Genomic DNA, 25,377 nt, shown 5'->3' on the forward strand with positions numbered 1-25,377 from the left:
GCTTGTATATAGCAGCCTCGCCGTTCAGTTCTGACGTGAGACGCCGGTTCCAGAACTACCCTCCGAAACTGTGAGTGAATCGGGAAATAGATATAGCGATATACGATGTATAGACGTTGTCGACCCTCGCTCGCGGGCCGAAACGGAGTACAGACAGGAGTTCCGTCACAGACACGCTTGCAGGGGCAGTCAGTTCACTCCGGAGAGGAGTACAGCGAAACGTAGCGCCCCGTGGGTCAGTCGTCGCCGCGTGCGGCGCTCCCAGCGCCGGCGTCCGGGGTCCGCAGCACGTCCGGGTCGGCGTCCGGGCCGAGCGGTTCCACGCGCACGCTCGACACTTTGAACTCCGGAATGCCGGCCTGCGGGTGGAAGACTTCCTGCGTGAGTTTGTTGACCGCACCGGCCGCGAAGTGCATCGGGATGAACAGCGTCCCGTCGCCGACGCGGTCGGTCACGGTCGCCTTGACGACGATGTCGCCACGCCGGGACTCGACCCTGACGTACTCGCCGTCCGAAACGTCGAGTTCCGCGGCGGTCGTCGGGTTGATTTCGATGAAGCTCTCGCCGACGTGGCTCATGAGGCCCTCGACGCGTCGGGTAATCTGTCCGGTGTGCCAGTGGTAGAGGACCCGCCCGGACGTGAGCGTGAGGGGGTACTCCTCGTCGGGGAGTTCGCCGGGGTGGCCGCCGTCCGCCGGCACGAAGCGGGCCAGCCCGTCGTCGAAGTTGAAGTTCCCCCCCTCGTAGTCGTAGAGATACGGCGTACCGGGGTGGTCGTCGTCCCAGCACGGCCACTGGAGTCCGTGCTCGTCGCCCGAATCGAGTCGCTCGTAGCTGACGCCGCCGTAGATGGGCGTCAACTCGCTAATCTCGTCCATGACTTCCCGCGGGTGGTCGTAGCCCCAGTCGTAGCCCAGTCTGGCCGCCAGCTCCTGCGTGATTTCCCAGTCCTGACGCGCCTTTCCCGGCGGCTCCGCGGACGCTCGAACCCGCTGGACCCGACGCTCGGTGTTGGTGAACGTGCCGTGTTTCTCCGGCGAGGTCGCCGCCGGCAGAATCACGTCCGCGTGCTCTGCGGTCTCCGTCATGAAGATGTCCTGAACGACGAGGAAGTCTAAGCTTTCGAGCGCCTCGCCGGCGTGCTGGATGTCTGGCTCAGAGAGCGCGGGGTTCTCCCCGACGATGTACATCCCGCGGAGATTGCCCTCGTGGGCCTCCGAAAGCATCTCCGGCACTTTGAGGCCGGGTTCAGCCGGTGGACGCTCGCCCCACACCTCGGCGAATTTCTCGCCGACCTCGTCGTCGGCCGGGTCCTGGTAGCCGGGGAGGCTCCCGGGCAGGGTCCCCATGTCGCCGCCGCCGCCCTGCACGTTGTTCTGGCCGCGGAAGGGCGACAGTCCGGCACCCGGTTTCCCGACCTGCCCGAGGGTGAGCGCGAGGTCGGCCATCGCGAGGAGATTCTCCGTCCCGTGGCTGGATTGGGTCATCCCCATCGCCCAGCCGAAGACGACGTTCTCGGCGTCGGCGAGCGTCTCGGCGGCCGACTTCAGTTCGTCGGGCGAGACGCCGGCCAGCTCCTCGACTTTCTCGGGGGTGAACGCCTGAACTTTCCGTTTGACCTCCGCGAACCCTTTCGTATTCCGTTCGATAAACTCCTCGTCGTGCAGGTCGTGCTCGATGAGATATCGGATGAGTCCGTTGAGCCACGCCACGTCGTAGCCGGGCGTCGTTCTCGTGTACTGGTCGGCGTGCTCGGCGATGCCGATTTTCCGGGGGTCGAACACCACGAGGTCGGCCCCGTCGCGGACGTTCTGCTTGATGCGAGTCGCCAACACCGGATGCGACTCGGTCGTGTTCGACCCGCTGATGAGGTAGGCGTCGGCCTCGCCGATGTCCTCGTTGATGCGGTTCGTCATCGCGCCGTAGCCGAGCGTCTGTTGGAGCGCCGCCACCGTCGACGAGTGACAGAGCCGGGCGCAGTTGTCGATGTTCTTCGTGCCGAGCACCTGCCGCGCGAACTTCTGGACGAGATACGCCTCCTCGTTGCTCCCCTTCGACGACGCGAGGCAACTGACCGCGTCGACGCCGTGTTCGTCCTGAATCTCGCGGAGTCGGCCGGCGACGTAGTCGAGCGCCTCGTCCCACGAGGCCGCCTCGAACTCGCCGTCTTCGTTTCGAATCAGGGGCTTCGTGAGCCGGTTTTCGCTGTTGGCAAAGTCGTGGCCGAACTTTCCTTTCACGCACGTCGAGAAGTTGTTCGCCGGGGCGTTGTCCGGGTCGTCGACGGGTTGGACGCCGATGGCGTCCCCGTCTTTGCCCCACATCTCGAACCGACAGCCGACCGCGCAGAACCCGCAGGTCGTCTCCGCTTTGTCGAGGTTGCCCAGCCGGTAGTCGCTGACGAGCGACGCGACATCGAACAGTCGGCCCTCCGGCAGCGTCCGCGCCGCGAGGTTCTCGGCGGTGTGTTCGCCCGCGAGCATGGCCTTCCGGCCGTATGTTTCGAGGAAGTCGGACGCTCGGCGCTTGCTCTGGGCCATGTATCGGGCGACGCCGCTCCGTTTCTCCCGTCCCGCCCGTCCCGACTCGGCTTCGCCCCCAGCGGTCCCAGAACTGCCGGGGTCCGGCGAGCGGTTGGGTGCCGTCGTGTCGTCGAGGGTCTCGACATCCTCGTGTTCGATGACTCGCCCGACGGAGTTCCGTTGCGTGAACCCCGGAAGCGGGAGCGTCCCCGCGCCACCGATGTCTTTCTCGGTCAGGGCACCGGTCGGACAGACCGTGGCACAGTGCCCGCAGGAGACGCAGTCGGAATCCGCCATCGTCTCGGCGTCGGACTGGAAGCCGATGCGGGTGTCCTCCCCGGAGCCCTCGATACGGAGGACGCCTTCGACCTGCACGTCGTTACAGCCCTCGACGCACCGGTTACAGAGGATACACTTGTTGCGGTCGATTTGGATGAACGAGGAGCTGTCGTCGAGCGGTTCGTACTCGCTTCGGTCGTCGAAGACGCCGTAGCGCGGGTGGTCGACCCCCTCGCTGACGGCCGTCTCCTGGAGTTCACACCGACCGTTCCCGTTACAGGTCGTACAGCGTAGATTGTGGTTGGAGAGGACGAGGTCGAGGTTGACGCTCCGGGATTCCTCGGCGGCGGACGTGTCGGTCTCGACCGTCAGCCCGTCGGTGGCCGGGAACGAACAGGAGGGGACGACCCCGTGTTCGTCGGTCTCGACCATGCAGGTTCGACACTCGCTCCGAGGGCCGATTTCGTCGCTCGCGTCGCCCCCGCGGTCGTAGTAGCAGAGCGCCGGCACGTCGGCGTCCTCGTCGAGGCTGTCGGCACCGGGGTCCACGCTCACGACCTCGTCGTCGACGGCTTGCATGGCGTCGATGACGGTCGACCCCGGCGGGACGGTGACCTGTGTGCCGTCGACGCTGAGTGTCGTCGGGGCCTCGCCGTCGGTTCCGACGGGCGGGTCGTTCGCGGTCCCGGTCTCGAACTCCGCCGTGACCGGCGTCTCGTGCTGCGGGTCGTCTATCTCCGGAACGCCCGGGAGTGGGTCGTCAGTGCTCATAGTTTGTCAGAACAGGTGCCGCTCGGACAGCGGCCGTCGGCGTGTGCTTCGAAACTCGATTCGAACTCGTCCATCGCGGTCAGCACCGGACGCGGTGCATGAGCGCCAAGCAGGCAGTTGCTCGACCGGGACATGACCCGACCGAGTTCGCGTATCTTCGCTCGGTCGAACGAGCCTCGGTAGACCGCTCGCAGCAGTTCGGTGAGTTGGACGGTTCCCTCCCGTCCCGGTACGCACCGCCCGCTGTTGGCTTCCGAGGCAAAGCGCGCCCGCTCTCCGGCAGTCGCGACCGCACACCGCTCGTCGTTCAACAGTTCGACGACGCCTTCCGTTCCGAGGCCGGCCGCGGTCAGTTCGGCCGCGGTCGGTGCGACGTCCAACGTCCGGGTGAGACCGCCGAACACCCCGCCGACGCAGGCCATCTTGAACGACCCCTCCAGTTCGACGGCGTTCCGAGCCGTCGAGAGGCGGGCGTCCGCGCCGACCTCTATCGTCGCGGGCGCGGCTACGTCGCCGGTGACGGTCAGGAGTCGCGTCGTCGATGCGGCGTCTCTATCGGTGCCCTCTGGGTCCGCGAGCGCGAGCCGTACCCGGGTGAAGGTCCGCGGCGTGTGGATGACCGTCGGGCGACCGTAGAGCCCGTACTCGGCCGGCGTCGGCGGCTGGAGACGGGGCTCGATTCTGTCCGCCCCCTCTATCGCTTCCAGCGCCGCCGTCGGTTCGCCGGCGCGGTACTCGTCGGGACCGGTGACGACGACCGGCACGACCGGGAGTTCGTCCGCGGCGGCGTCGATAGCCTCCCGAAGATGTGCTTGCAGTTCGGTGTCGGTCTCGGCGACGTGGATGACCGCGTCGGTCGTGCCGAGGTACTCGGCGACGGCCGCCACGCCGTCGAGCACCGACATCGGCGACCCGGCGAGGAGCGTTCGGTCCGCGCGCTGGCGGTCGTCCGCGTCGTTCGCGTTCACGACGACGACCGGGTCGCCGTCGGTTTCTCGCGCGCGTCGCCAGGCGTCTGCGACCGGGTCGTCGGCGGCGGCGTCGCATCTACCTCGACCGACGAGCCCGGCGTCCGCGACGGCGCTCGCGTCCCTATCGAGCGAGTGAAACTGATACGCTGTCGGGTCCAGCGGGTCGAGCCACCCACAGGGGCCGAGGACGCGCCGCGTTCCCACCGCGAGCGGCTCGTCGGTCGGAACTGGCAGCGTCGTCCGCTCGGCGTCGTGGTCGACGACTGCCGCAGCACCGTCCGTCGGTAACTCCCCGTCTTCCATGGCGGTGACGAGGTCTCGGACTCTCGATGTCTCCGCGGTCGGGAAGAACGCGGTCCGCCCCGCGTCGGTCGCGAGAACCAACGGGTCGTACTCGCTGATTCCGGTGGGTCCCGTTCGGAGGACCGTGACGGAGTCGGCGGTGCGACGTGCGGCGCTCAACACACGCGCTCCGCGCTCCGTCCGCCCGGCTCCCGAGACCCGAAGTACCGGCGACCGGACTGCGTTTCCTGTGCGACTCATTCTCACAGATGAAGAGACACGGCGGGGTTAAAAAATCACCCCAACCCACTCGCGTCGGAGTGCGATTTCGAGGCGTTCGGGAAGCCGAACACGAAGTCGGTGCGAGCGCGAGTGGGCGGGAGACGGGTGACCGCTCCAGACGGGACAGCGAGCGGAGCAAAGAGCTAAGGCGGCGACGCGTCGTCTATCGTGATGATGACGAATCCACGGTTCGACGACGTGCGAGCGAAGGCGGCCGACGCGACTCGCGAAGACGACATCCAGTCCGTGTACACCGGACTCGTCCACGACGACGGTCGACAGGAGTACTACTTCGCCAACGACACCGAAGAGGCGTCGGAGTTACGCGAGACGGCGGCCGTCCAACTCGGAATGTTGGTTCGCGTCCTCGCGGACCGCTCCGAGAGCGACATCGAGGAGATTACCGACCTCGCGGCCGAGCGAGCCGAAAACATGCGATTGGAATAGCCGACGATTATAGCACCGACTGCTCGGAAACGCATTCTCGTCGGGACGTGTCGGCTCGAAAAATACCGGGCGCGTCGGGGTCCGTCGAGCGCCCGTCAGAGGTCAGCGGCGGTTCGCTTATTCGGTCACCGCGACCGCTTCGATTTCTATCGCGGCTCCTTTCGGCACGTTGCCGACTTCGACCGCGCTCCGAGCCGGCGGGTCTTCGTCGAAGAACTCGCCGTACACCTCGTTGAACTCCTCGAAGTCGTCGATGTCGTCGAGGAAGACTGTCGTTTTGAGCACGTCGTCCAAGGACGCATCCTCGGCGGCGAGAATCGCCGCCACGTTTTCGAGACACTGCTCCGTCTGGTCACCGACCGAGGCGTCGTCGAGTAGCTCACCGTCGGGCGTCAGCGGGAGCTGTCCCGCGGTGAGAAGTAGTTCGCCGTTCGTCGTCGCTTGGCTGTACGCGCCAACAGCCGCCGGAGCGTCCGAAGTGCTAATCGTGCGCTTCATAGCCGGACCTTCCGGTCGGTTCCTATTAAATCCAGTTCGGGGACGGAAGCCGCCACACGTCGTGTAAGAAACCGGAGCGTTTGTGGAATGCCTCGGCGCACGCGCGAGTTGACGACGACCGTTCGGCGGCCGGGGAGTGGTGCGTCACCGGACGGTCCGGCAGGGAGCGCCGAGCGTGGCCGGGACCGGCGACTGCGATGCGGAACCGGGTCGTTCGGGTGTGTCCTCCAGAGAGTACGACGTGAGAGAACACAGCTAGTAACCTATCTGGTAGTTTGAGAATGCGCTACGCCACTCTACCCAACCGTAACATGTCAGATTATGTCAAAATAGAGCCCACCCGAGCTATAAATAGTGACTGTTCGCAGATGTCGAGTGGAGTCCACACAATGTCTATGGACGCAGTCGTCTACAAAGGCGAACGAGAGGTCGCAGTCGAAGCGGTCGAAGAGCCCCAGATTCAACACCCGAACGACGTCGTCATCGACATCACGACGACCTGTATCTGCGGGTCCGACCTGCACATGTACGAGGGGCGGACGGCCGCGGAGCCGGGAATCGTGTTCGGCCACGAGAATATGGGTATCGTCGAAGAGGTCGGCGATGCCGTCAGCAGTCTCGAAGTGGGCGACCGCGTCGTCGCGCCGTTCAACGTCGCCTGTGGCTTCTGTGAGAACTGTGAGAACGGCTACACCGGCTTCTGTACGAACGTGAATCCGGGCTTCGCCGGGGGAGCGTACGGCTACGTCGCCATGGGGCCCTATCAGGGAGGACAGGCCGAGAAGCTCCGCATCCCGTACGCCGACTTCAACGCGCTCAAACTGCCGGACGGACGGGAACACGAGGACTCGTTCGCGCTGCTCGCGGACATCTTCCCGACGGGCTGGCACGGCACGGAACTCGCCAACCTCGAATCCGGTGACTCCGTCGCCATCTACGGGGCGGGTCCGGTCGGCCTGATGGCCGCTTACAGCGCCAAACTCAAGGGCGCGGCCGAGATTTACGTCGTCGACCGCGTTCCCAGTCGCCTCGCGCTCGCCGAGGAACACTGTGACGCCACGCCCATCAACTTCGAGGAGGGCGACCCCGTCGAACAGATCAAAGAGATTCACGGCGGCGGCGTCGACAAAGGCGTCGACGCGGTCGGCTACCAGGCCATCGACCCGGAGAAGGAAGCCGACTCCGCGTACGACCCCGCCCGGGAGAACCCGGCCGTCGTCATCAACAACCTCATTCGGACGGTCCGACCGACCGGCGAACTCGGTATCCCCGGTCTCTACGTCCCCGACGACCCCGGCGCGCCCGACGAGATGGCCGCGCAGGGTCGCCTCGGCATCGACTTCGGCCTCCTGTTCGAGAAGGGGCAAGCCCTCGGCACCGGCCAGTGTAACGTCAAGGAGTACAACCGTAAGCTCCGCGACATGATAATCGAGGGACGCGCCGACCCGAGTTGGGTCGTCTCCCACCGCGTCGGCCTCGAAGACGCGCCCGAGATGTACGAGAAGTTCGACAACCGCGAAGAGGGCGTCACGAAGGTCCTGCTGGAACCCTAGGACTAGGGGCAGCGGAGTCTCCCGCTCCCAACTCGGTTCCCACCGATACTCCTTTGCCGGTTTGCCCGGTATCCCGTTCTATGTGTCAGTACTGCAGTTACCGGTACCACGACGGCTGGACGCAGTTGTTGGAGTACGACGAGGTGTATCAGACGGTCATCGGCGGTGAGTCGGAGTCGACCTACGGCTTCCACGAATCGTGGGACGAACTCCGAGACGAGGTCGACCTCGGCGCGGCCTAGTCAGGCGGACTCGCGGGGAAACGGGTCGTCCGGATACGCCGCCTCTCGCTCGTCCGTCGTCGCCAAGCACTCGTCGAGTTCTCGGGTCACTGCGTCCTCGTCGAGGTCGCGGCCGATGAACACGAGTCGCGTCTGGGGGGTATCGTCTCCCCACCGACCGATGGGGCCGGCCTGCACCGACGGCCCCGCCTGACTCACGCCGAGGACCGTCTCGGGACGACTCGCGACCCACGCGAACCCCTTCGCGCGGACGACGTTCCCCCGCCAGTCGTCGAGCCACGCGTCGAGGCGCTGCGGGTGGAACGGACGGTCTCGACGGTAGACGAAGGACTCGACGCCGTGGGCCGTCGCTGCCGAGACGCCCTCGTCGTGGATATGGTCGTGGTCGTGGCCGTGGTCCGCCTCGACCCCGTCGCTCGCGAGGGCCTGCTTCCAACCCTGATGGCGCTTCGCCGCCTCGAAATCGAAGCGCCCCGTGTCGAGAACCCGCGTCGGGTCGACGTCGCTGTACGTCGTCCGGCGGATGCTCGCGCGCGGCTGGAGTTCCCGAATCTCGGCTTCGACGGCGTCCAACGCGTCGTCGGGGACCATATCGCACTTGTTCAGCAACAGCACGTCGCAGAACTCGACTTGCTCGACGAGCACCTCCGTCAACGGGCGCTCCGGGTCGGGGGCGGCGTCCGGAAGCGATTCCGCCGGGTCGAACGCCTTCCAAAACCCGTAGGCGTCGATGACCGAGACCGTGGTGTCCAACCGGAGGTGGTCCGGCAGACCGCCCTCGTTCGACTCGCTCGCCAGCGTGCGTGCAATCGGGAGCGGTTCGCTGATTCCCGAGGCCTCGATGAGCAGATAGTCGAACGAGCGGTTCTCCGCTAGCCGCGTCACTTCGGTCACGAGGTCGTCCTGAAGCCGACAGCAGATACACCCGTTCGAGAGGTCGATAACCCCGTCGTCCGATTCGGACGCGACTAACTCCGCGTCGACGTTCAGTTCGCCCATGTCGTTGACGACGACGGCAATCTCCCTGCTACCGGGGTCGTTCAGGAGTCGGTTGACCAGCGTCGTTTTCCCCGCGCCGAGCGGACCGCTGACGACCGTAATCGGTATTTCCGTTGTGGACATATCGATGCTGTGTGACGCCTCGCGGGTGGTCGTAATGAAGACTGGGTCGGTCGACCAACACGGGAGACAGAACCCGCCGTGCTCCGGACTCCCGCCGTGAAAACACAAAATATATTGTAGTTGTCATGTATGGTTTCCCGTCTGTTCGCGTCGGGCACCGCGACCCACCGAGCGAACCGCAGAGTACGGCGTTGGCGGAGGCGTTCGCGACGCCGAATTCGCTCGGCGGTCCGCGAGAACGGCACATCTTTTTGGTCGCCGGTACTGACGAACGATCAGATGGCACCTCCAATCGCTGACCGACTCCTGCGGGTCGACTTGTCCGCCGGCTCGGTCGAGAGCACGCCGATTCCGGACAAGTGGCGACGGCGATACGTCGGCGGCAAGGGGTTGGGTGCCCGCTATCTCTACGACGAACTCGACGCCGGCGTCGACCCGCTCGGCGAGGAGAACGCGATGCTGTTCATGCTCGGCCCGCTTTCGGGCTATCTCCCGGGCGAGTCGAGATACGCCGCCATCACGAAATCCCCGCTGACGGGGTGTTTTCTCGACTCGTACGCGGGGGGCGAGTTCCCCGACTCGCTGGCCGGCGCGCTCGGGTCGCACATGGGCCTGCTCGTGACGGGTGTCGCGTCCGAACCCGTTCGCCTCGTCGTCGAAGACGGGGACGCGACAATCGAACCCGCCGAGACGTGGGGGTCTGGGACGGTCGACACGGCGCGGGCGTTCCCGAACGCGGCTGTCGCGTGTATCGGCCCCGCGGGAGAACGACAGGTCGCATACGCCACCATCGCCTCCGACGCCGGCGACCACCACGCGGGCCGCGGGGGAGCGGGAGCGGTGATGGGCTCGAAGCGACTGAAGGCCGTCGTCGCGCGGGGAGCCCCGCCCGACGCCGACGGGTTGGACGACCTGCGAGACGCCTACGCGGCGAAGTACCGAGAGACCGACACCGGACGGTGGCTACGGGCCAGCGGAACCGTCGAGACGATCGATTTCGCGAACGAGATCGGTGCACTCTCGACGCGAGGCTGGAGCGACGGACAGTTCGAAGCGGCTGAGGAGTTGGGCATCACGACAGTCGAAGACCGGGCCGTCGGCCGCGAACGCGCCGACACGGAGACTCCGGGCGGGTATCGTGTGGCCACGGAGGACGGCGACCACGTCCCGCGCGGTGCCACCGCGATGACGCTCGGAGCCGGACTCGACATCGACGACTTCGACGCCGTCGCAGTGTTGGGACGGACCTGCGACCGCCTCGGGATGGACCTCATTAGCGCCGGAAGCGCGGTCGCGTGGACGGTCAAGGCCAACGCCGCCGGCGTGCTCGACCGCTCGCTCTCGTTCGGTGAGCCCGACGGCGCGCGGGCCCTCTTACAGGAGATTGCGGAGCGCGAGTCGGAGCTCGGTGACGCGCTCGCGGACGGGGTCGAGGCGGCGGCGACGCGGTTCGGCGGGCGCGACCTCGTCCCCACGGTGAAGTCGATGGAGCTACCGGCATACGACCCGCGCGGCGCGCAGAGCATGGCACTCGCGTACGCGACCAGCGACCGGGGTGCGTGCCATCGGCGGGCGCGACCCATCGAACGCGAGGTGTTCGACGGCGACTGGGGAGCCGACCGGACCGCGGCGGAGGTCATCCGCGAACAGGACCGGCGGTCGACGCTCTGGAGCCTCATCGCGGATGACTTTTTCGGCGACGCGCTCGACGACCTCGGCCGGGAGTGGCTCGAATCGGTCGGCCTCGACCCCGCCGGCGGACTCGCCACAGTCGGCGAGCGGATTTGGAACGTGACGCGGCTGTTCAACGTCCGCGAAGGCATCTCGCGCGAGGACGATTCCCTCCCGGCCGCGCTCCAAGAGCCGCTCGAATCGGGGCCCCGGGCCGGTGCGACCGTCGACCGCGACGACTTCGACTCGATGCTCGACGCGTACTACCGCCGCCGCGGCTGGACCGACGACGGCGTGCCGACGGCGCAGACTATCGACCGCCTCGGACTTGCTGCCCTCACCGATGACTTCGACACCCTCGATGACTGAACACCGAACGAACGGCTGGACGACGAACCGCGCGCGACCCGGAGAACGAACATGACGCTCGCTGATGCGCTCTGCGCTCGACGCGGCGTGGTCTGCGTCGTCGGCGCGGGCGGGAAAAAGTCCACGCTGTACGCGCTGGCGCGTCGGCTCGGCCGCGCCGTCGTGACGGCGACGGTCCGCATCCCCATCTTCGACCAGCACGTCGCCGACGTGGTCGTAACCGACAGGCCGGTCGCCGCGCTCGAAAAGGCGACCGACTGGCCGATGGGTGTCGTCCCCGACCGTGACCGCGACGACCGCTACCGCGGCTACGACCCCGACGTGGTCGACGCCATCGGGGAGTCGGGCGTCGCCGACGCGGTGCTGGTGAAGGCCGACGGCGCGCGGATGCGCGAGTTCAAGGCCCCGGGCGACCGCGAACCACAACTCCCGGCGACCGCCGACACCGTCCTCCCCATCGCGAGCGTCCACGCCGTCGGTGAACCGCTCACCGAAGACTGCGTCCACCGACCGGAACGGGTCGCCGCCCTCACCGACCTCGAAGTCGGTGATACGATTCGTCCGTCGGATATCGCAACCGTGCTCATCAGCGGGCGCGGCGGCCGCGCGGACGTTCCCGACGGTGCGACAGTCGTGCCCGTGCTGAACAAGGTCGACGATGCGACCCTCGAAGCTGTCGCACGGGAGATTGCATCGGACATCCTCGCTCGGTCGAACGTTCCACACGTCGTACTGACGCAGTTGACGGCGTCCGAACCCGTCGTGGCCGTCGTGGAGCGCTAGCGCAACTGTTCCGCCGCGTGAGCGAGCTCGTCGGGGGTGTTGATGTTCTCGAAGGTGTCGAGACTCGCGTACTCGCGCACTTCGCTCTCTTCGAGGACGACGTAGTCGAGCGTGAACAGCGGGTCGATGATTTTGTGACTCCCCTCGGCCAGCGCGGCTTCGCACGCGTCGGCCATCGACGAGGCCCGGTACACCGCGTGCGTCGGCTGGAACCAGCCGTCACCGACCCGCGGCACGGCGGCGTCGTGGCCGGCCGCCCGCTCGAACAATCTGTCGATGAGCGCGGGTTCGAGAAAGGGCATGTCGCAGGCGGCGACGAACGCGTACTCCGTCTCGACGGCCCGCAGACCCGTCATAATTCCCGCCATCGGGCCCTCGTCGCGCTCCGAATCTTCCGCAATCGTTATCGGGTGGTCGTAGCCGTCGAGCGCGGCTCGGAGCGCAGCCGTCTGCTCCGGTCGGCAGTTGACGACGAGAGCGTCGACGACGCCGGCCATCCGGTCGGCGACGCGGCGGATGAGAGGTGTTCCAAGGAGGGATGCGACTGCTTTGTCCTCCTCACCGAATCGCGTCGAGTATCCGCCGGCAATAATGACACCAGTTCGCATACCGGCAGTGTTCACGTTCGTCGCGCAAAGCAGTTGTGCTACGAGTCGTATAGTCCGTCATCGTTTCGCGTCGGCTCGACTATCGCACCGCGCGGTATCTTCGGTCTACCGTCGCTCGAATTTCGGGAGGTCGACGCTTTTGAGGGTCAAGGCTTCGATTTCGGGACGTGAGAGTCGGTGAAAACGCACACATTACACAGCTAGCCGTGTTATTCAGAGTTTCAATGTATTTAAAGATAACGGGAATTGGAACTGACTGGCGGTGATAACTGCTGAATCGTAATTGTGCACTCGATGCTCGCTGCCGCAGTAGAGGTGTGTTGACCCCTCGTACGACGTTCTTCACTACTCAGTCGCCGCTCGTCCTATCACGCCGGTTCGTCAGCCGGAGACGAAGCAATAGATATTGCGCCATACAGTTTATGAAATTGACGACTGTCGGTTTGCAGTACGAGACAAACCCCCCGTCAGCACCGAGTCACCACAGTCGTGAGGGCCGAACCGGTCCAGTTAGAATAATCTGCTGCGTCACGTTCCGACAGTGAGTTGCAGCACTCTGGCGGTGTACCGGGAAAGTTCATCGACCTCAGTCCATCTCTCATCCGCGGGTGTTCATGCGGCTCGTACCCTGGAGTCGAAGCACCCAAAGCGGCCCTCTGCCGACCAATCCGAAACTGAATACACGATTTTCGAGACAATCAGCGGTGGTGAAATGTATTTGAGAAGAATACGAGTGTCGTTGTCTCTGCGGGACAATGAGTTTTAGTAAACAACTGATGGAAGCGCGTACAGACTAAATGAATTGTATATCGCTATATTAAATTTGGAGAGTCGGTCGGAACACGGTTCGACGGAACTGTCGTTTTCGCGTTGTTCCCCGGTGGTGGCTCGACCGGGCGTTACTGATGGAGAAAACGGAGTAACGACCGCCAGACCGTCGAATCGAGGATTCGATTAGCGCACTGAGCTCACCCGACGGTCGCTGTGCAGCGACGTATCGGTTCAGTACTTCGCTCCGCTGGCGAGCACCGCTCGGAGACAGCAGTACTTAAACACCCATTGCAGATAGCATAACCGGGAAGTCAGTAAAGAGACTACTAACAATTGATGTCAGAAGAATTCGGTTCGGAACTGGACGGAAAGGTCGCAATCGTCACCGGCGCGTCGTCGGGCATCGGCAGCGCGACGGCCAAATCCCTCGCCTCTCGCGGGGCCAGCGTCGTCGTCGCCGCCCGCCGCGAAGGCGAACTCGAAGAACTCGCCGCAACTATCGAAGACGACGGCGGCGACGCCCTCGTCGTCCCGACGGACGTCACCGTCGACGACGACATCGACGCCCTCGTCGAGGCGACGCTCGACGAGTACGGTCGCATCGACATTCTCGTCAACAACGCCGGCCTCATGCCGCTTGCACACATCGGCGAGGCGGACCGCGAGACGCTCCAGACGACCATCGACGTGAATCTCACCGGTCTCATCACGCTCACCCACGCGGTCGTCCCGACGATGATGGAACAGGAAAGCGGCCACATCGTCAACCTCTCGTCGGTCGTCGGCCGGTTCCTCCAGGCGAACAGTTCGCACTACAACGCCGCGAAAGCGGGCGTCAAGATGTTCAGCGACTCGCTGCGACTCGACGTCGCCGAAGCGGGCATCCACGTCTCGTCAATCGAACCCGGCGCGGTCGACACGGAACTGCTCGACCACATCCCGGACGAGGAAGTCCAAAAGAACGTTAAGGACTACGTCGGCACGATGGACGCGCTCGCGCCCGAAGACATCGCGCGGACGATTACGTTCGTCGTCACGCAACCGGAGCGCGTCGACATCAACGAAGTCCTCATCCGCCCCCTCGACCAGGTCCAGCCCTGAGCCGCGTCGAACGACCAACACCTCACCTCTCGTTCGGCGTCTCGATACCGCGGTGACGGCGCGACGAGACGCGACGGTCCGAACCATGTTATCGGGTGCGTGTAGAGTCGTCGTTCGGTCCGAAGGCGACGTTCGGACGGCACGCTCGGGATACTGAGCCGCCGCGTGCGTGAGCGTCGTAGGAGCCGTCCGACGAAGAATACTGTTACTAAAACGGATACCGGGCGGTCACGCGCCGAAGGGTAATGATAGCATTACTGGCAATGACAACCGACATGGATTCTGCGACTTCAACCAAGAAAGATTACACGGATAAGTCTGTAATTTATTGGTCGGAACGACTCGGGGAAGCTGTTTCGCGGGCGAGAGCGAATCATCTCGAATCGGCGTAGGACACCGCCCGTGAGTCGTCTATCGGACGTTGAGTCGGCGTGAATCGAGAGTAAGGAGAGTATTACTAACTGGCCACGAACGCAGGTGTGGGACATTCGTTGGTCGGTGTCGTCACCGCCGCGCTGGGCGGTCGACCGACACGACACGGAGCCGCTGTTCCCGTTCGGTCACGGCCTGTCGTATGCGACCATCGAGTACGGCGTCGTGACCGTGTCCGAGCGCGAGACCGGTGACGGCTTCGAGGTCGCCGTCGACCTCCGCAACGCGAGCGACCGGACCGGAACGGAGGGCGAGGTTTTTCGAATCGGTGGGAGCGCCGGGCCACGACGCTCGAGGCGGAACCAACGCGGAAAAACGCGCCGCCGATGGCCGGTTCGAACCGACCGAGACGGTCGTCTTCGGGAGCGTCGCCCAAACGGGGTTCCGGAGGCACCCCGCCAGGTACGTTCGTTCGTGACGCCTGAGATGAGCGAAACGCTAACCGGATTCGAAAGTATTTATTATCCAGAATCCGAACTCGGTAAAGAGGTCAGGTAGCACACGGCGGTAGTGTTCAGATAAGCTGGTTCCATGCGAACGCGAATGATCTGAGCCAGTCGTCGGCAGTTTCTGCTTCGGCGTTGCTGAAACAGTTTGAGAACGAGGAAGTTCGACGTTTTATCTCTCGAAAGACACGTTCGACGCTGTTCCGATTCCCGTGTTTTTCGTATCGGAATCGGAGGCCGTGTCGGTTGCAGGCGTCTTTCAGCGGTGTCGCGCCATCGACGAGAAACACGGCGTCGTCGACGTCGTGTTTCTCGCGAAGCTCACGGAAGAACGAATGAGCGAGAACCTTGGTTCTCGTCGGTTCAAGCCTTGTATGAAGTAATTCATTTGTTTCTGGGTCGACAGCCGCGTACAGCCAGTACTGTTCGTCGTTGAGTCGAATCACGGTTTCGTCAACTGCAACGTGAGTCGGACTTCGACCATTGTCGGGCTGTAGATCAGTCTTGTGCACCCAGTTGTGAACCGTGGAACGAGCCCGTTCGACACCAAATATCTCAAGAACAGAAACAGTATTCGAAAGCGACAATCCAGCGAGATGGAGTTGAATACTGAGCTTCATCAGCAGTTGCGGTGTCGCTTCTCGTTCCACAAACTCTAACTCGATCTGGCCGAGATTACCGCCGAGGCAAGCGTTTTCGGGCATAGAGCACTCGGGAAACGCTCCGCCTCACCTTTCAATCCTTATCTGAACACCGCCGAAGCGGCCTACTCGAACACGTCGAACACTTCGACCGCCTTGTACTCTTGACCCCACTCGGCCCCAGTCACTTCTTCGATGAGGCCGACGTCTTCGAGGTTCTCGATGACGTTGTACGCTGTCCCGCGGGATACGTCGAGTTCCCGAACGATGTCGTTCGCCGTGAAGTACGGAATTTCGAGTAATTTGCGGGCGAACCTGTCCGTCGACGTGCTCCCACCGTACTCCGTCTCGTACCTCGACTGCAGTTCTTTGAGCGACCACGTCCGGTCGTACGACTCTTCGGCCTGCGACCGGAGTGCTTCGAGGAAGAAGTCGATCCACTCGACCCACTCGCCCTGCTCACTCACGGCGCGCATCTTCTCGACGTACTCGACCTTGTGCCGGTTGAAGTAGGCACTCGGGTAGATGTACGGGCTCTCGATGTAGCCTTGGTCGACCAGATAGAGGATGATGATGAGCCGGCCGAGGCGACCGTTCCCGTCTGAAAACGGGTGAACTGTCTCGAAGAAGTAGTGAATGATCGCGGCATCGACGAGTGGATGGTACTCACCGTCCATCCCAACGTACTCGACGAGCGAAGACATGAGACCGCCAAGCGACGACGCCGAGGGTGGAATAAATGGGTCTTTCGCAGGGTTCGGACTGTTGAGCCGAACCATGTGGTCACGGAACTCCCCAACAACGTCGCCCTCGTTACGCACACCATCGAGGAGCATCTCGTGAAGATGTTTAATCAAATCGAGCGTGAGTTCGCCCCCGCCTTCGACGTGGTCGATACCGTACAGGAGCGCAACCTCGTAGTTCAAGGCTTCACGCAAGTCCTTGCTTTGCGGTTCGGCGTCGGCGCTGTCTTCGTGTTTCGTGTGGAACGCGGCGACGTCCTGATAATCGATCTCTGCGCCCTCGATTCGAGCTGACTCGACCGCCTCGATTCGGATGAGCGTCGTGTACAGGACCGCCGCAAAATCGACTGTCGAACTGATGCCATCGACGCGACCGATCTGATAGGCTGCGTCGGCGACGAGGTCGTATGTCTCGTCGGGGAGTTCGATTTTCGGCTCCGGTGGAAGCGAGTCTGGTGAGTAGTACGGACGCGGATGATACTCGACGTACTTTCCCGGTGCCTCCTTTGGGAGCTTCTTCGTCCGCATTTCTACGCAGTACATGGGGAACCCATGTATAATTATTCATATACCAATTGGACAAGTTTGGGAGTCGAAACACAGCATGTACAGAGCAACTCGGAGAATTTGGAATAGTAGCCGTTGAGACTAGCAGTTGTGAAACTACTATTTAAACCACTAAACAAGTGAATGTGCTCGATCCACCGTTGTCTACTAGCAAGGAGACGATTTGACAACTGGCTGTTCTGGCCGAGAGGCAAATACCGACGTTCAGATTTCGAACGGAATGAATCCAAACAGGTGGCCTATCGACCACGTTGGAAATGCGCCGTACAGCCCCTCAGCCACCCGAAATGTAGACCCCGTTCGCCCACCGAACGAAAGCCCGTCGGGTCCGTTTTGTGCCGTTTCGTGTGAACGAGAGGGTTCACCGTGTACCGAACCACCCAACTTCGGTCGGATGCTCACTGCACGCTACCCCCGCCGATAGCCATCAAACGACAGGTTCCGTCGACCACACGAGAACGTGTTGAAAATTAAATAACTGGCTGTCGAAATTCTACAAAACACCACGATATATCGGTTTTGGAGGGGAAATCTCCCGGGAGCAGAATCAACGTTGATAAACGAGCGGCAATTCATTTCACCCCGAAGTCGAAGGGGAGGGGTATGGGAACGCCGACAGCGGACACGCAGAACCGTCGACGCGGTGTGGGGCGATGGCGACAGCGGCTCCGAGACGCAGTGAGATACGTCCCGCAGGGGGACTCGATTCCGAGCGAGTCGTGGCGGGCGCGTCACCGAAACATCCTCGTCTTCCTCGTGGCGCACGCGCCGCTTTTGTACTTTCTCGGGAACTTCACCGGGTCGGAGCCGTACGTCACGGGTGCGACGCTCACCGCCGCGCCCGCCGAACACGTCTTGCTCGGCGTCGGAGCGGTCGCGGGGTTGGCACTGTTCGCGTGGCTCCCGTGGCTCCCGCGCCGGATGCGGAGCGGCTTCGCATCAATCGGGTTGCTGACGTGTTCGGCTCTGCTCGTCTACTTCTCGGGCGGCTACATCGAGGCGCACTTCCACTTTTTCGTCATCGTGGCCGTCCTCGCGGTCTATGAGGACTGGCTCCCGTTCGTCGTCGGCATCCTGTACGTCGCCATCCAGCACGGCGTCTTCGGCATGGACCACCCGGAAGCGGTGTACAACCACCCCGACGCAATCGCGAACCCGATGGGCTGGGGGCTCGTCCACGCGGTGTTCATCCTCATGCTCGCGTCGGCGTTAGTCACGAACTGGTTCTCTGTCGAGCGCTCCCGCGAGGAGACCAGACAGAAGATGCAGAGCCTCGAAGACAGCGAGGAGGCGAAAGCCGAAGTCGAGCGCCTGAACGAGCAGTTGATGGTGCAGGCCGACGAACTCGCCGCGGCCATGGACGCCGTCTCGGAGGGGGATTTCACCGCGAACCCGCCCGAAGGGTCGGGTATCGAGGCCATCGAAGCCATCAGCGACGCGTTCACGGCGATGAAGCGCGACCTCTCGTCGACTATCGTCGATCTCCGAGCGTTCGCGGCGACCGTCGAGCGAACGACGCAGTCGGTCCACGACGACGCCGAAACGCTCGAACGGACGCAACGACAGCTCGCGGCCGACGTGGGGGCGTTCGCCACGGACGTGCGCGAGCAGGCTCACGACCTCGAATCCACGACGGACGAACTGAGCAGTCTGTCGGCGACAATCGAGGAAATCGCCGCGAACGCCGACCAAGTCTCCGGCGAGGCGAGCGACGCGGCGGAGGCCGCCGAGGCGGGGACGGGGACTGCGACGACGGCCATCGAGGCCATCGAGAACGTCGAACAGAGCGTCGACGAACTCGCGTCGCTGGTCGAGTCGCTCGACGACCGGATGGACGACGTCTCGAAGAGCACCGACCTCATCGAGTCGATCGCCGAACAGACGAACACGCTCGCGCTCAACGCCAACATCGAGGCCGCCCGCGCCTCGGACGGAAGCGAGGGGTTCGCGGTCGTCGCAGAGGAAGTGAAGTCCCTCGCCGACGAGACCCAAGACCACTCGGCGGCCATCGAGCGGACGATAACCGAGACAATCGAAGACGTGGCGCGCGTGCAGGCGGAGATGAAACGGACGAAGGCGCAGCTCGAAACGGGACGGTCGACGACGACCGACGCCGCAGAAGCGTTCGCGGCGGTCTCGGACATCGTCGAAAGCGTCGATATGTCGGTCGACGAGGTCGCCACGGCGACCGACGACGGCGCGCGCACGACCGAGGAGGTGGTCGACGCGATTATCGGCGTCGCCGACCGCTCGCGGGATATCGCGGAACAGAGCGACGCGCTGGCGAGCCAAGCCGAGTCCAGAGCGGCGACGATTTCGGGGGTTCGGGAACAACTCGACGACCTCAGAGGCCAGACCGGCAGCCTGCAAGCACGGCTCGAAACGTTCGACTGCGAGGTTCCGGCCGACGACTGACTTGCCGGCAGTCGCTCGGGGAGCGAGTGAGAGCGAAAAAAGCGAGCGGAAAAGTCAGCCGTCAGCCGGCGTCGGTGACCGCGACCGCAGACGCCGCGGCGGTGACCGACTTTGCGCGCCGCAACCGCGACCGAACGCGGCGGGGAGCGCGGTTATTCGAGGTCGAAGCGGTCGTGGCTCATAATCTTGTGCCACGTCGCGACGAAGTCCTCGACGAACTCTTCTTCGCCGTCGTCGCCGCCGTACACTTCCGCGATGGCGCGAAGCCGGGAGTTCGAGCCGAAGACGAGGTCGAAGCGGGTGGCCTCCCACTCGACATCGCCCGTCTCGCGGTCGCGCACTTCGTACAGGTACTGGTCGTCTGAGACCGGCACCCACTCGTAGTCCATGTCGAGCAGGTTCTCGAAGAAGTCGTTCGTGAGCGTCTCGGGCTCGTCGGTGAGGACGCCGAGGTCGGAGTCCTGGTAGTTCGCGCCCAGCGCTCGCATGCCGCCGACGAGGACGGTCATCTCGTGCGCCGAGAGGTCGAGCAGGTCCGCCTTGTCGACGAGCAGGTCCTCGGGGCGCTCGTCGACGTCGTCCGCGATGTAGTTGCGGAAGCCGTCGGCGTCGGGCTTGAGCATCTCGAAGGACTCGACGTCGGTCTGTTCCTGCGACGCGTCGGTCCGTCCGGGCTCGAACGGCACTTCGACGTCGTAGCCGGCGTCGGCCGCCGCCTCCTCGATGGCCGCAGCGCCGCCCAGCACGATGAGGTCCGCGAGCGAGACGCGGGTGTCGTCGGACCGCGCGCCGTTGAACGACTCCTGAATCTCTTCGAGGGTGCCGAGCACGTCGTCGAGCTGGTCGGGCTCGTTGACTTCCCAGCTACGCTGGGGTTCGAGGCGGATGCGCGCGCCGTTCGCGCCGCCGCGCTTGTCGCTGTCCCGGTAGGTGGACGCCGAGGCCCACGCCGTCTTGACGAGCTGGGAGACAGAAAGATCCGAGTCGAGAAGCTCGGCTTTGAGCTCCGCGACGTCCTCGTCGTCGATGAGGTCGTAGTCGGCGTCCGGGATGGGGTCCTGCCACAGCATCGCTTCGTCCGGGACCTCGGGACCGTAGAGCCGGGACGGCGGGCCCATGTCGCGGTGGAGGAGTTTGTACCACGCCTTGGCGAACGACTCTTGGAACTCCTCGGGGTCCTCTCGGAACTCCTCGAGCACCGCGCGGAAGTCGGGGTCCTTCTTCAGCGCGATGTCGGTGGTGAGCATCATCGGGTCGACGAACTGGTCGGGGAGGTGCGCGTCCGGAGCCGCGTCCGGAATCTTGTCCGCCGGCGACTCGTCGGCCGGCCGCCACTGCCACGCACCGCCGGGGCCCTTGTGCGCCTCCCACTCGTAGTCGAGGAGGTTGGCGACGTAGCCCATGTCCCACTGGGTCGGCGCGCTGGTCCACGGGCCCTCGATGCCGCTGGTGATGGTGTCGGGGCCCTTTCCGGAGCCGTGGTTGTTCTTCCAGCCGAGGCCCTGTTCCTCGATGGGAGCCGCCTCGGGCTCTGCTTCGAGGTTGTCGCCGGAGTCCGCGCCGTGAACCTTCCCGAAGGTGTGGCCGCCGGCGATGAGCGCGACGGTCTCCTTGTCGTTCATCGCCATGCCGCTGAACGTCTCGCGGATGTTCTTCGCGGAGCCTTCGAGGTCGGGTTCGCCGTTGGGACCTTCGGGGTTGACGTAGATGAGGCCCATGACGGTGTTGCCGAGCGGCTCTTTGAGATTACCGTCCTCGTCGAAGCGGTCGGGGGAGGTCGTCTCCCACTCGTCTTCGGGACCCCAGCTGGGGGCCTTGTCGCCGACGTAGTCGTCGGCGCGGCCGCCCGCGAAGCCGAACGTCTCGAAGCCCATCGATTCGAGGGCCACGTTGCCGGCGAGGACGATGAGGTCGCCCCACGAGAGCTGATTCCCGTACTTCTTCTTGACGGGCCAGAGGAGTCGGCGCGCCTTGTCGAGGTTCACGTTGTCCGGCCAACTGCTAATCGGCGGGAGACGCTGGTGTCCGCCGGACGCGCCGCCGCGGCCGTCGTGGGCGCGGTACGTCCCGGCGCTGTGCCACGCCATCCGGATAAAGAGGGGACCGTAGTGGCCGTAGTCCGCCGGCCACCAGTCCTGCGAGTCGGTCATCAGCTCTTCGAGGTCGGCTTTCACCTGCTCGTAGTCGAGCTGCTGGAACTCCTCGGCGTAGTCGAACTCCTCGCCCATCGGGTCGGTCTGTTGTGCGTTCTGGTCGAGGATTTCGAGGTCTAACTGGTTTGGCCACCAGTTATGGTCAGAGCCACTCATACACCAACGGTTACCGCTTTTGGGTGATAAAATTGACTGATTTTGAATTAACTCTTGGTTATAGCCAAAGCAATCTTTTTACTTTATGAATAATTCTCAGTCGGGGAGCTCTTGACGGGGACGTATTCGCGATTGTGTCGAAATATTGACTGGTTGTGGACTGTCGATGAGCGACCCGTCGAGTGTTGTTTGTCTGTTGACTGGTCGAGGATGCCGGCCCGCAACCGAGCACGACGAAATGGGTAGCTCGCGCGTGTGACCCCGAGCGCGGCGCGAGCGGCGCGGAATGCCATCGGGGTGGTCCGGCAACCTACTGCCGTGGTGGACGCGGCGGCGCGACCGCGGTCGTCGCCACCGCGCCCATCGCCACGACAGGGTCGACGATGGGTATCGGAGCGTCGGCCCGCGCGTCGGGAATCGCGCCCGACGAGGAGATGCCGGTACAACTCGGCGCGACGACGTCACAGCCGGCGTCGACGAGGCGGTCGACCGCCGCGCGAATCGCCGCTCGCCCGTCGTCGGTCGTGAGGAAGTTCGTCGTCGCCGCGCCCTCCACGACCGCCTCGGCCGCGAGTCGGTCGCCGAGCAGGTCACGGATTGCCGACCCGGCCCCGTTTTCGAGACCGAGCGTCCCGACGCGCTCGCCGCGGGCGGACGCGACGGCCGCCACGCTCGCGCCCGCGCCGACGACCGGGATGTCGAGCGCTTCGCCGAGCGCCTCCACGCCGGGGTCGAGCGCGCAACTGATACAGAGCGCATCGACTTCGGTCGCCATCTCGCGACCGAGCGCCTCGATGTACGGGAGCGCGTCGACCTCGGCGGCCGCGTTCGGAATCCCGTCGGGGTGGTCGGGGATGCACCGCGACAGCGTCGAGACGTGCGGGTAGTGCCGCTCGACGAGTCGCCCGTGGCGGGCGACCTCCTCCGGGTCGTCCAGCGTGAGCACGCGGAGGACGCCGAGTTCGACCATCAGTTGGTACCCCCGCCGTTCCGCTCGGCGTCCGGGTCCGGGTCTGGCGAGTCCGAGTCCGAGTCCGCGTCCGCCGGCTCGTCGATGCCGCGGGCCGCGAAGAAGCCCTGCTGGCGGAGCGCGGCGAGCAGTTCGCCCTCGCGGCGGTTCATGAAGCCGTTCGGCCCCCAGTAGCGTTCGAGCGTCTCCTGCCACTCGCGGCGGTCGTCGCCGTAGACGCTGTCGCCGTACATCTCGTTCATCGCGTCGTAGCAGGCGTCGAGTTGCGCCTCGGTGGGGTCGCGGTAGCCGCCTTCGTGGAGCACCGTGTCGAGCGGGACCCGCGGGGCGTTCTCGGTCGCCTCGCCGTGACGCGGGACGCCGAGACAGAGCCCGAAAATCGGCAGGACGCCCGACGGAAGGTCGGCCGTCGCGGCGACCTCGGTGAGGTTGTTCAGGATGTTACCGATAGGGCAGACGCCGTAGCCGCGGCTCTCGGCGGCCAGCATGACGCCCATCGCGGCCAGCGAAGCGTCTATCGACCCCTCCAACAGCCCCATCGCGGGCGTCATGCGGAACTCGCGGTCGCGGTGCTTCAACAGCAGTCGAATCCGGCGGACGTCGATACAGACGAGGAGGAAGTGGCTCGCCTCCTCGACCTGCACGGTGCCGCGGCTACACAGCTCGTGAATCCGCTCGCGGCGGTCGGGGTCGCGTATCCAGACGAAGCTGTACATCTGGGTCGTCCCGCTGGTCGGGGCCTTCCGTCCGGCGTCGACCATCGCGCGAACCTCGTCGTCGGGAATCTCGGCGTCGGCGTCGAACTGGCGGACCGTGGCGCGGCGCGCCAACCACGGGGCGAGGTCCGGAACCTCGGCGGCCGCCGCGGCGAGTGCGGGGCGATCCGTGCGGTCCGGGTGGCCCGGGTGGTCTGCTTGCTCCGAGCGGTCCGTGCCCGCGCGGTCACCGACCGAGGGCGAAGGCGTGCGGTCGCTCACACGCGCACCTCGCCGTCGGCGACGACGACGTCGCCGTCGAGCGAGACCGTCGGTTCGAGGATGACGCCGTCGAGGTGCGAGTCGCAGTCGATGGTCCCGCCGAAGCCGAGGTTGTCCCCGAAGGCGACGTGGCAGGTGCCGTACACCTTCTCGTCTTCGAGGACGGTCCCGATGATGCTCGCCGCGGGGTTCGTCCCGAGGCCGAGTTCGCACACCCGTCGGGCGCAGTCGTCGCCGCTCGTCGCGTCGAGGAACTCGTCGGCGGCCGCGCCCTCGACGGACGTGATGTGCCCCGCGTCGAGTTCGACCGTCAGCGGGTCGTCGAGGACGCCGACGCCCGCGAGGCCGCCGTCGAAGACGAGCGTGCCGGTGGCCGTCCCCTCGACCGGCGCGACGTAGCTCTCGCCGGACGGGAGGTTGCCGGAGTCGCCGGGGTCGGCGATGATGCCGTCGCTCGGGATGCCGTCGCGGCCCGAAAGCGACATCGTCGCCGACGCGCCGCCGGCCTCGATGCGGGCCTCGTCGGCCGCGGTGAGCTTCTCCGTGAGCGCCGCCGTCAGGCGTTCGACCTCCTCGTAGTCGGCCGTAATCGCGCCCGCGCTGAACATCTGGTCCGTGATGCCGGGCATCGTGGCGACGCGAGCGCCGGCCTCGGTCGCGGCCTCTCGCGCTCGCGTGTGGGTCAGCGACGCGCTGGTCGGACAGACCACGACATCGGCCGATTCCATGGCGCGGGCGACCGATTCCGGCGGTTCCATCCCGTTTCGCTCCATCGGCGGAATCTCGAACAGTCCGGAGTCCAAGCCGAGGTCGACCCCCGCCTCGAACAGCGCCCGGCCGATGTGGTTCGTGTCGGTATCGGTCACGACGAGGAGCGTCTCACCGGGGGCGGCGTTCATGTTCTCGGTGAGGAGCCGCGTCGCCACCTCGCGATAGTCGGCCATTCAGAGCACCTCCTCGGCGGTCTTCGCCAGCACCGACCGCCCGAGCAGGACGCCCGTACCCGTTAGCTCGCGGACGGTCGCTTTCATCTCGGGCGTGTAGCCCATGCAGTCCATCACGATGAGGTCGGCGTCGGTGCCGATGTCGGCCGCCGCGGCCGACACCTCGTCTTCGTCGGCGTACGGCGACCCGGCGGCCGTGACGAGGTCGTAATCGGCCCACTTCTCGAACGTCATGGCCTCCTGTTCCTCCTTGGGCATGATGACGCCGAGGGTCCCCCCGTCGAGGATGGCCGAGACCCACGCCGAAAGCAGGTCGCTCGGCTCGAAGACGGGGACGCTGACGTCGAACGACGGGAAGTGACCCGTACAGAGGACGCCGATGGCCGTCACCTCGGATTCGAGGTCGCGGATGCGCGCTCCGAGGAGTTCGACGACCGACTCGCGGTCGACGGTGACGGCCGTGCCGTCGGCCAGCCGCGAGACGTACACCGGCTGTCCCTCGCGCGGGCCGACCGCGGCCTCGACCTCGGCCGCCGAGTCGAACCGGTCGAGCGCGCCGACCTCGACGATGTCCACCTCGGGCGGGAGCGCCGCCGCGATGTCGGGCGTCACGTCGGTCCGGGGGGCCTGCCCGATGGTCACGAGTCCGAGCGTCGACATC

The 25,377-nt window shown here is 65.0% G+C and carries 19 protein-coding genes; 7 read left to right on the plus strand and 12 right to left on the minus strand.

The genetic code is table 11. The features are described 5' to 3' along the window. Positions 1 to 236 precede the first annotated feature (236 nt). Together fdhF and DVK03_RS16080 are read right to left on the minus strand one after the other, a co-directional pair. Complete coding sequence (gene fdhF, locus DVK03_RS16075) at positions 237 to 3,572, minus strand: formate dehydrogenase subunit alpha (RefSeq protein ID WP_115803343.1); 3,336 nt, start codon at positions 3,570 to 3,572, stop codon at positions 237 to 239. Beyond that, entirely contained in the window at positions 3,569 to 5,008 is a 1,440-nt protein-coding gene (locus tag DVK03_RS16080) for an NADH-ubiquinone oxidoreductase-F iron-sulfur binding region domain-containing protein (protein WP_115803342.1), read from the minus strand. The genes fdhF and DVK03_RS16080 overlap by 4 nt, the downstream gene beginning before the upstream one ends. A 270-nt stretch (positions 5,009 to 5,278) precedes the next feature. On the opposite strand from DVK03_RS16080, the gene DVK03_RS16085 reads away from it, so the two are divergent. Further along, entirely contained in the window at positions 5,279 to 5,554 is a 276-nt protein-coding gene (locus DVK03_RS16085; protein ID WP_004041298.1) for a hypothetical protein, read from the plus strand. A gap of 117 nt (positions 5,555 to 5,671) precedes the next feature. Here the strand turns inward: DVK03_RS16085 and DVK03_RS16090 are convergent, their stop codons facing one another. Next, the gene (locus DVK03_RS16090; protein WP_004041297.1) at positions 5,672 to 6,052 is read right to left on the minus strand and encodes a Rid family detoxifying hydrolase; all 381 of its coding nucleotides are present in this window, start codon (positions 6,050 to 6,052) and stop codon (positions 5,672 to 5,674) included. Positions 6,053 to 6,447: 395 nt separating this feature from the next. On the opposite strand from DVK03_RS16090, the gene DVK03_RS16095 reads away from it, so the two are divergent. Both DVK03_RS16095 and DVK03_RS20140 read left to right on the plus strand, forming a co-directional pair. Then, the gene (locus DVK03_RS16095) at positions 6,448 to 7,605 is read left to right on the plus strand and encodes a glutathione-independent formaldehyde dehydrogenase (RefSeq protein WP_004061969.1); all 1,158 of its coding nucleotides are present in this window, start codon (positions 6,448 to 6,450) and stop codon (positions 7,603 to 7,605) included. An 80-nt stretch (positions 7,606 to 7,685) separates the two neighbouring features. Further along, positions 7,686 to 7,847 carry a hypothetical protein gene (locus tag DVK03_RS20140; protein WP_004061967.1) on the plus strand — a complete coding sequence of 54 codons (162 nt, stop codon included), beginning with the start codon at positions 7,686 to 7,688 and terminating at the stop codon, positions 7,845 to 7,847. Here DVK03_RS20140 and DVK03_RS16100 read toward each other — a convergent pair whose 3' ends face one another. Continuing rightward, positions 7,848 to 8,969, minus strand: a complete 1,122-nt coding sequence (locus tag DVK03_RS16100; protein ID WP_115803341.1) for a GTP-binding protein — start codon at positions 8,967 to 8,969, stop codon at positions 7,848 to 7,850. It lies immediately after the preceding gene. 279 nt (positions 8,970 to 9,248) lie between these two features. Between DVK03_RS16100 and DVK03_RS16105 the strand changes: the two genes are divergently transcribed. Both DVK03_RS16105 and yqeC read left to right on the plus strand, forming a co-directional pair. After that, positions 9,249 to 11,009, plus strand: a complete 1,761-nt coding sequence (locus tag DVK03_RS16105; protein ID WP_115803340.1) for an aldehyde ferredoxin oxidoreductase family protein — start codon at positions 9,249 to 9,251, stop codon at positions 11,007 to 11,009. Between the two features lie 51 nt (positions 11,010 to 11,060). Further along, positions 11,061 to 11,792: a selenium cofactor biosynthesis protein YqeC gene (yqeC, locus tag DVK03_RS16110; RefSeq protein WP_115803339.1), complete on the plus strand. Its 732-nt coding sequence runs from the start codon at positions 11,061 to 11,063 to the stop codon at positions 11,790 to 11,792. Here the strand turns inward: yqeC and DVK03_RS16115 are convergent. Beyond that, on the minus strand, positions 11,789 to 12,400 hold the full coding sequence (locus DVK03_RS16115; RefSeq protein WP_115803338.1) for a molybdenum cofactor guanylyltransferase: 612 nt from the start codon (positions 12,398 to 12,400) through the stop codon (positions 11,789 to 11,791). The two genes, yqeC and DVK03_RS16115, sit on opposite strands and share 4 nt — an antisense overlap. A gap of 1,107 nt (positions 12,401 to 13,507) precedes the next feature. Here DVK03_RS16115 and DVK03_RS16120 point away from each other — a divergent pair. Beyond that, on the plus strand, positions 13,508 to 14,272 hold the full coding sequence (locus DVK03_RS16120; RefSeq protein ID WP_004061954.1) for an SDR family oxidoreductase: 765 nt from the start codon (positions 13,508 to 13,510) through the stop codon (positions 14,270 to 14,272). Between the two features lie 946 nt (positions 14,273 to 15,218). Here the strand turns inward: DVK03_RS16120 and DVK03_RS16130 are convergent. After that, positions 15,219 to 15,854, minus strand: a complete 636-nt coding sequence (locus DVK03_RS16130) for an IS6 family transposase (protein ID WP_115804006.1) — start codon at positions 15,852 to 15,854, stop codon at positions 15,219 to 15,221. A gap of 62 nt (positions 15,855 to 15,916) precedes the next feature. Further along, on the minus strand, positions 15,917 to 17,062 hold the full coding sequence (locus DVK03_RS16135; protein WP_115804003.1) for a Fic family protein: 1,146 nt from the start codon (positions 17,060 to 17,062) through the stop codon (positions 15,917 to 15,919). Between the two features lie 717 nt (positions 17,063 to 17,779). Here DVK03_RS16135 and DVK03_RS16140 point away from each other — a divergent pair. Then, positions 17,780 to 19,516: a methyl-accepting chemotaxis protein gene (locus DVK03_RS16140; RefSeq protein WP_115804002.1), complete on the plus strand. Its 1,737-nt coding sequence runs from the start codon at positions 17,780 to 17,782 to the stop codon at positions 19,514 to 19,516. A gap of 152 nt (positions 19,517 to 19,668) precedes the next feature. On the opposite strand, the gene katG is transcribed toward DVK03_RS16140, so the two are convergent. The 5 genes from katG to DVK03_RS16165 form a co-directional block, all read right to left on the minus strand. Then, entirely contained in the window at positions 19,669 to 21,825 is a 2,157-nt protein-coding gene (gene katG, locus DVK03_RS16145; protein ID WP_115804001.1) for a catalase/peroxidase HPI, read from the minus strand. A 310-nt stretch (positions 21,826 to 22,135) separates the two neighbouring features. Continuing rightward, complete coding sequence (locus DVK03_RS16150; protein WP_115804000.1) at positions 22,136 to 22,795, minus strand: aspartate/glutamate racemase family protein; 660 nt, start codon at positions 22,793 to 22,795, stop codon at positions 22,136 to 22,138. Next, complete coding sequence (locus tag DVK03_RS16155; RefSeq protein WP_115803999.1) at positions 22,795 to 23,772, minus strand: nitroreductase family protein; 978 nt, start codon at positions 23,770 to 23,772, stop codon at positions 22,795 to 22,797. Before DVK03_RS16155 ends, DVK03_RS16150 begins: the two co-directional genes overlap by 1 nt. After that, positions 23,769 to 24,716, minus strand: coding sequence for an aminopeptidase (locus tag DVK03_RS16160; RefSeq protein WP_004041656.1), 948 nt, complete (start codon positions 24,714 to 24,716; stop codon positions 23,769 to 23,771). Before DVK03_RS16160 ends, DVK03_RS16155 begins: the two co-directional genes overlap by 4 nt. Further along, positions 24,717 to 25,376 carry an AroM family protein gene (locus DVK03_RS16165; protein WP_115803998.1) on the minus strand — a complete coding sequence of 220 codons (660 nt, stop codon included), beginning with the start codon at positions 25,374 to 25,376 and terminating at the stop codon, positions 24,717 to 24,719. Position 25,377: the final 1 nt, after the last annotated feature.

This window comes from Haloferax sp. Atlit-109R, assembly GCF_003665865.1.
Taxonomy (GTDB): Archaea; Halobacteriota; Halobacteria; order Halobacteriales; family Haloferacaceae; genus Haloferax; species Haloferax volcanii.

Excerpts from the sequence above, each read along its gene's own strand:
- DVK03_RS16105 (WP_115803340.1), top strand. The coding sequence starts at position 9,249 with ATGGCACCTCCAATCGCTGACCGACTCCTGCGGGTCGACTTGTCCGCC.
- DVK03_RS16130 (WP_115804006.1), bottom strand. The coding sequence starts at position 15,854 with ATGCCCGAAAACGCTTGCCTCGGCGGTAATCTCGGCCAGATCGAGTTA.
- DVK03_RS16135 (WP_115804003.1), bottom strand. The coding sequence starts at position 17,062 with ATGCGGACGAAGAAGCTCCCAAAGGAGGCACCGGGAAAGTACGTCGAG.
- DVK03_RS16095 (WP_004061969.1), top strand. The coding sequence starts at position 6,448 with ATGGACGCAGTCGTCTACAAAGGCGAACGAGAGGTCGCAGTCGAAGCG.
- DVK03_RS16115 (WP_115803338.1), bottom strand. The coding sequence starts at position 12,400 with ATGCGAACTGGTGTCATTATTGCCGGCGGATACTCGACGCGATTCGGT.
- katG (WP_115804001.1), bottom strand. The coding sequence starts at position 21,825 with ATGAGTGGCTCTGACCATAACTGGTGGCCAAACCAGTTAGACCTCGAA.
- DVK03_RS16090 (WP_004041297.1), bottom strand. The coding sequence starts at position 6,052 with ATGAAGCGCACGATTAGCACTTCGGACGCTCCGGCGGCTGTTGGCGCG.
- DVK03_RS16085 (WP_004041298.1), top strand. The coding sequence starts at position 5,279 with ATGATGACGAATCCACGGTTCGACGACGTGCGAGCGAAGGCGGCCGAC.
- yqeC (WP_115803339.1), top strand. The coding sequence starts at position 11,061 with ATGACGCTCGCTGATGCGCTCTGCGCTCGACGCGGCGTGGTCTGCGTC.
- fdhF (WP_115803343.1), bottom strand. The coding sequence starts at position 3,572 with ATGAGCACTGACGACCCACTCCCGGGCGTTCCGGAGATAGACGACCCG.
- DVK03_RS16100 (WP_115803341.1), bottom strand. The coding sequence starts at position 8,969 with ATGTCCACAACGGAAATACCGATTACGGTCGTCAGCGGTCCGCTCGGC.
- DVK03_RS16150 (WP_115804000.1), bottom strand. The coding sequence starts at position 22,795 with ATGGTCGAACTCGGCGTCCTCCGCGTGCTCACGCTGGACGACCCGGAG.
- DVK03_RS16120 (WP_004061954.1), top strand. The coding sequence starts at position 13,508 with ATGTCAGAAGAATTCGGTTCGGAACTGGACGGAAAGGTCGCAATCGTC.
- DVK03_RS20140 (WP_004061967.1), top strand. The coding sequence starts at position 7,686 with ATGTGTCAGTACTGCAGTTACCGGTACCACGACGGCTGGACGCAGTTG.
- DVK03_RS16165 (WP_115803998.1), bottom strand. The coding sequence starts at position 25,376 with ATGTCGACGCTCGGACTCGTGACCATCGGGCAGGCCCCCCGGACCGAC.
- DVK03_RS16160 (WP_004041656.1), bottom strand. The coding sequence starts at position 24,716 with ATGGCCGACTATCGCGAGGTGGCGACGCGGCTCCTCACCGAGAACATG.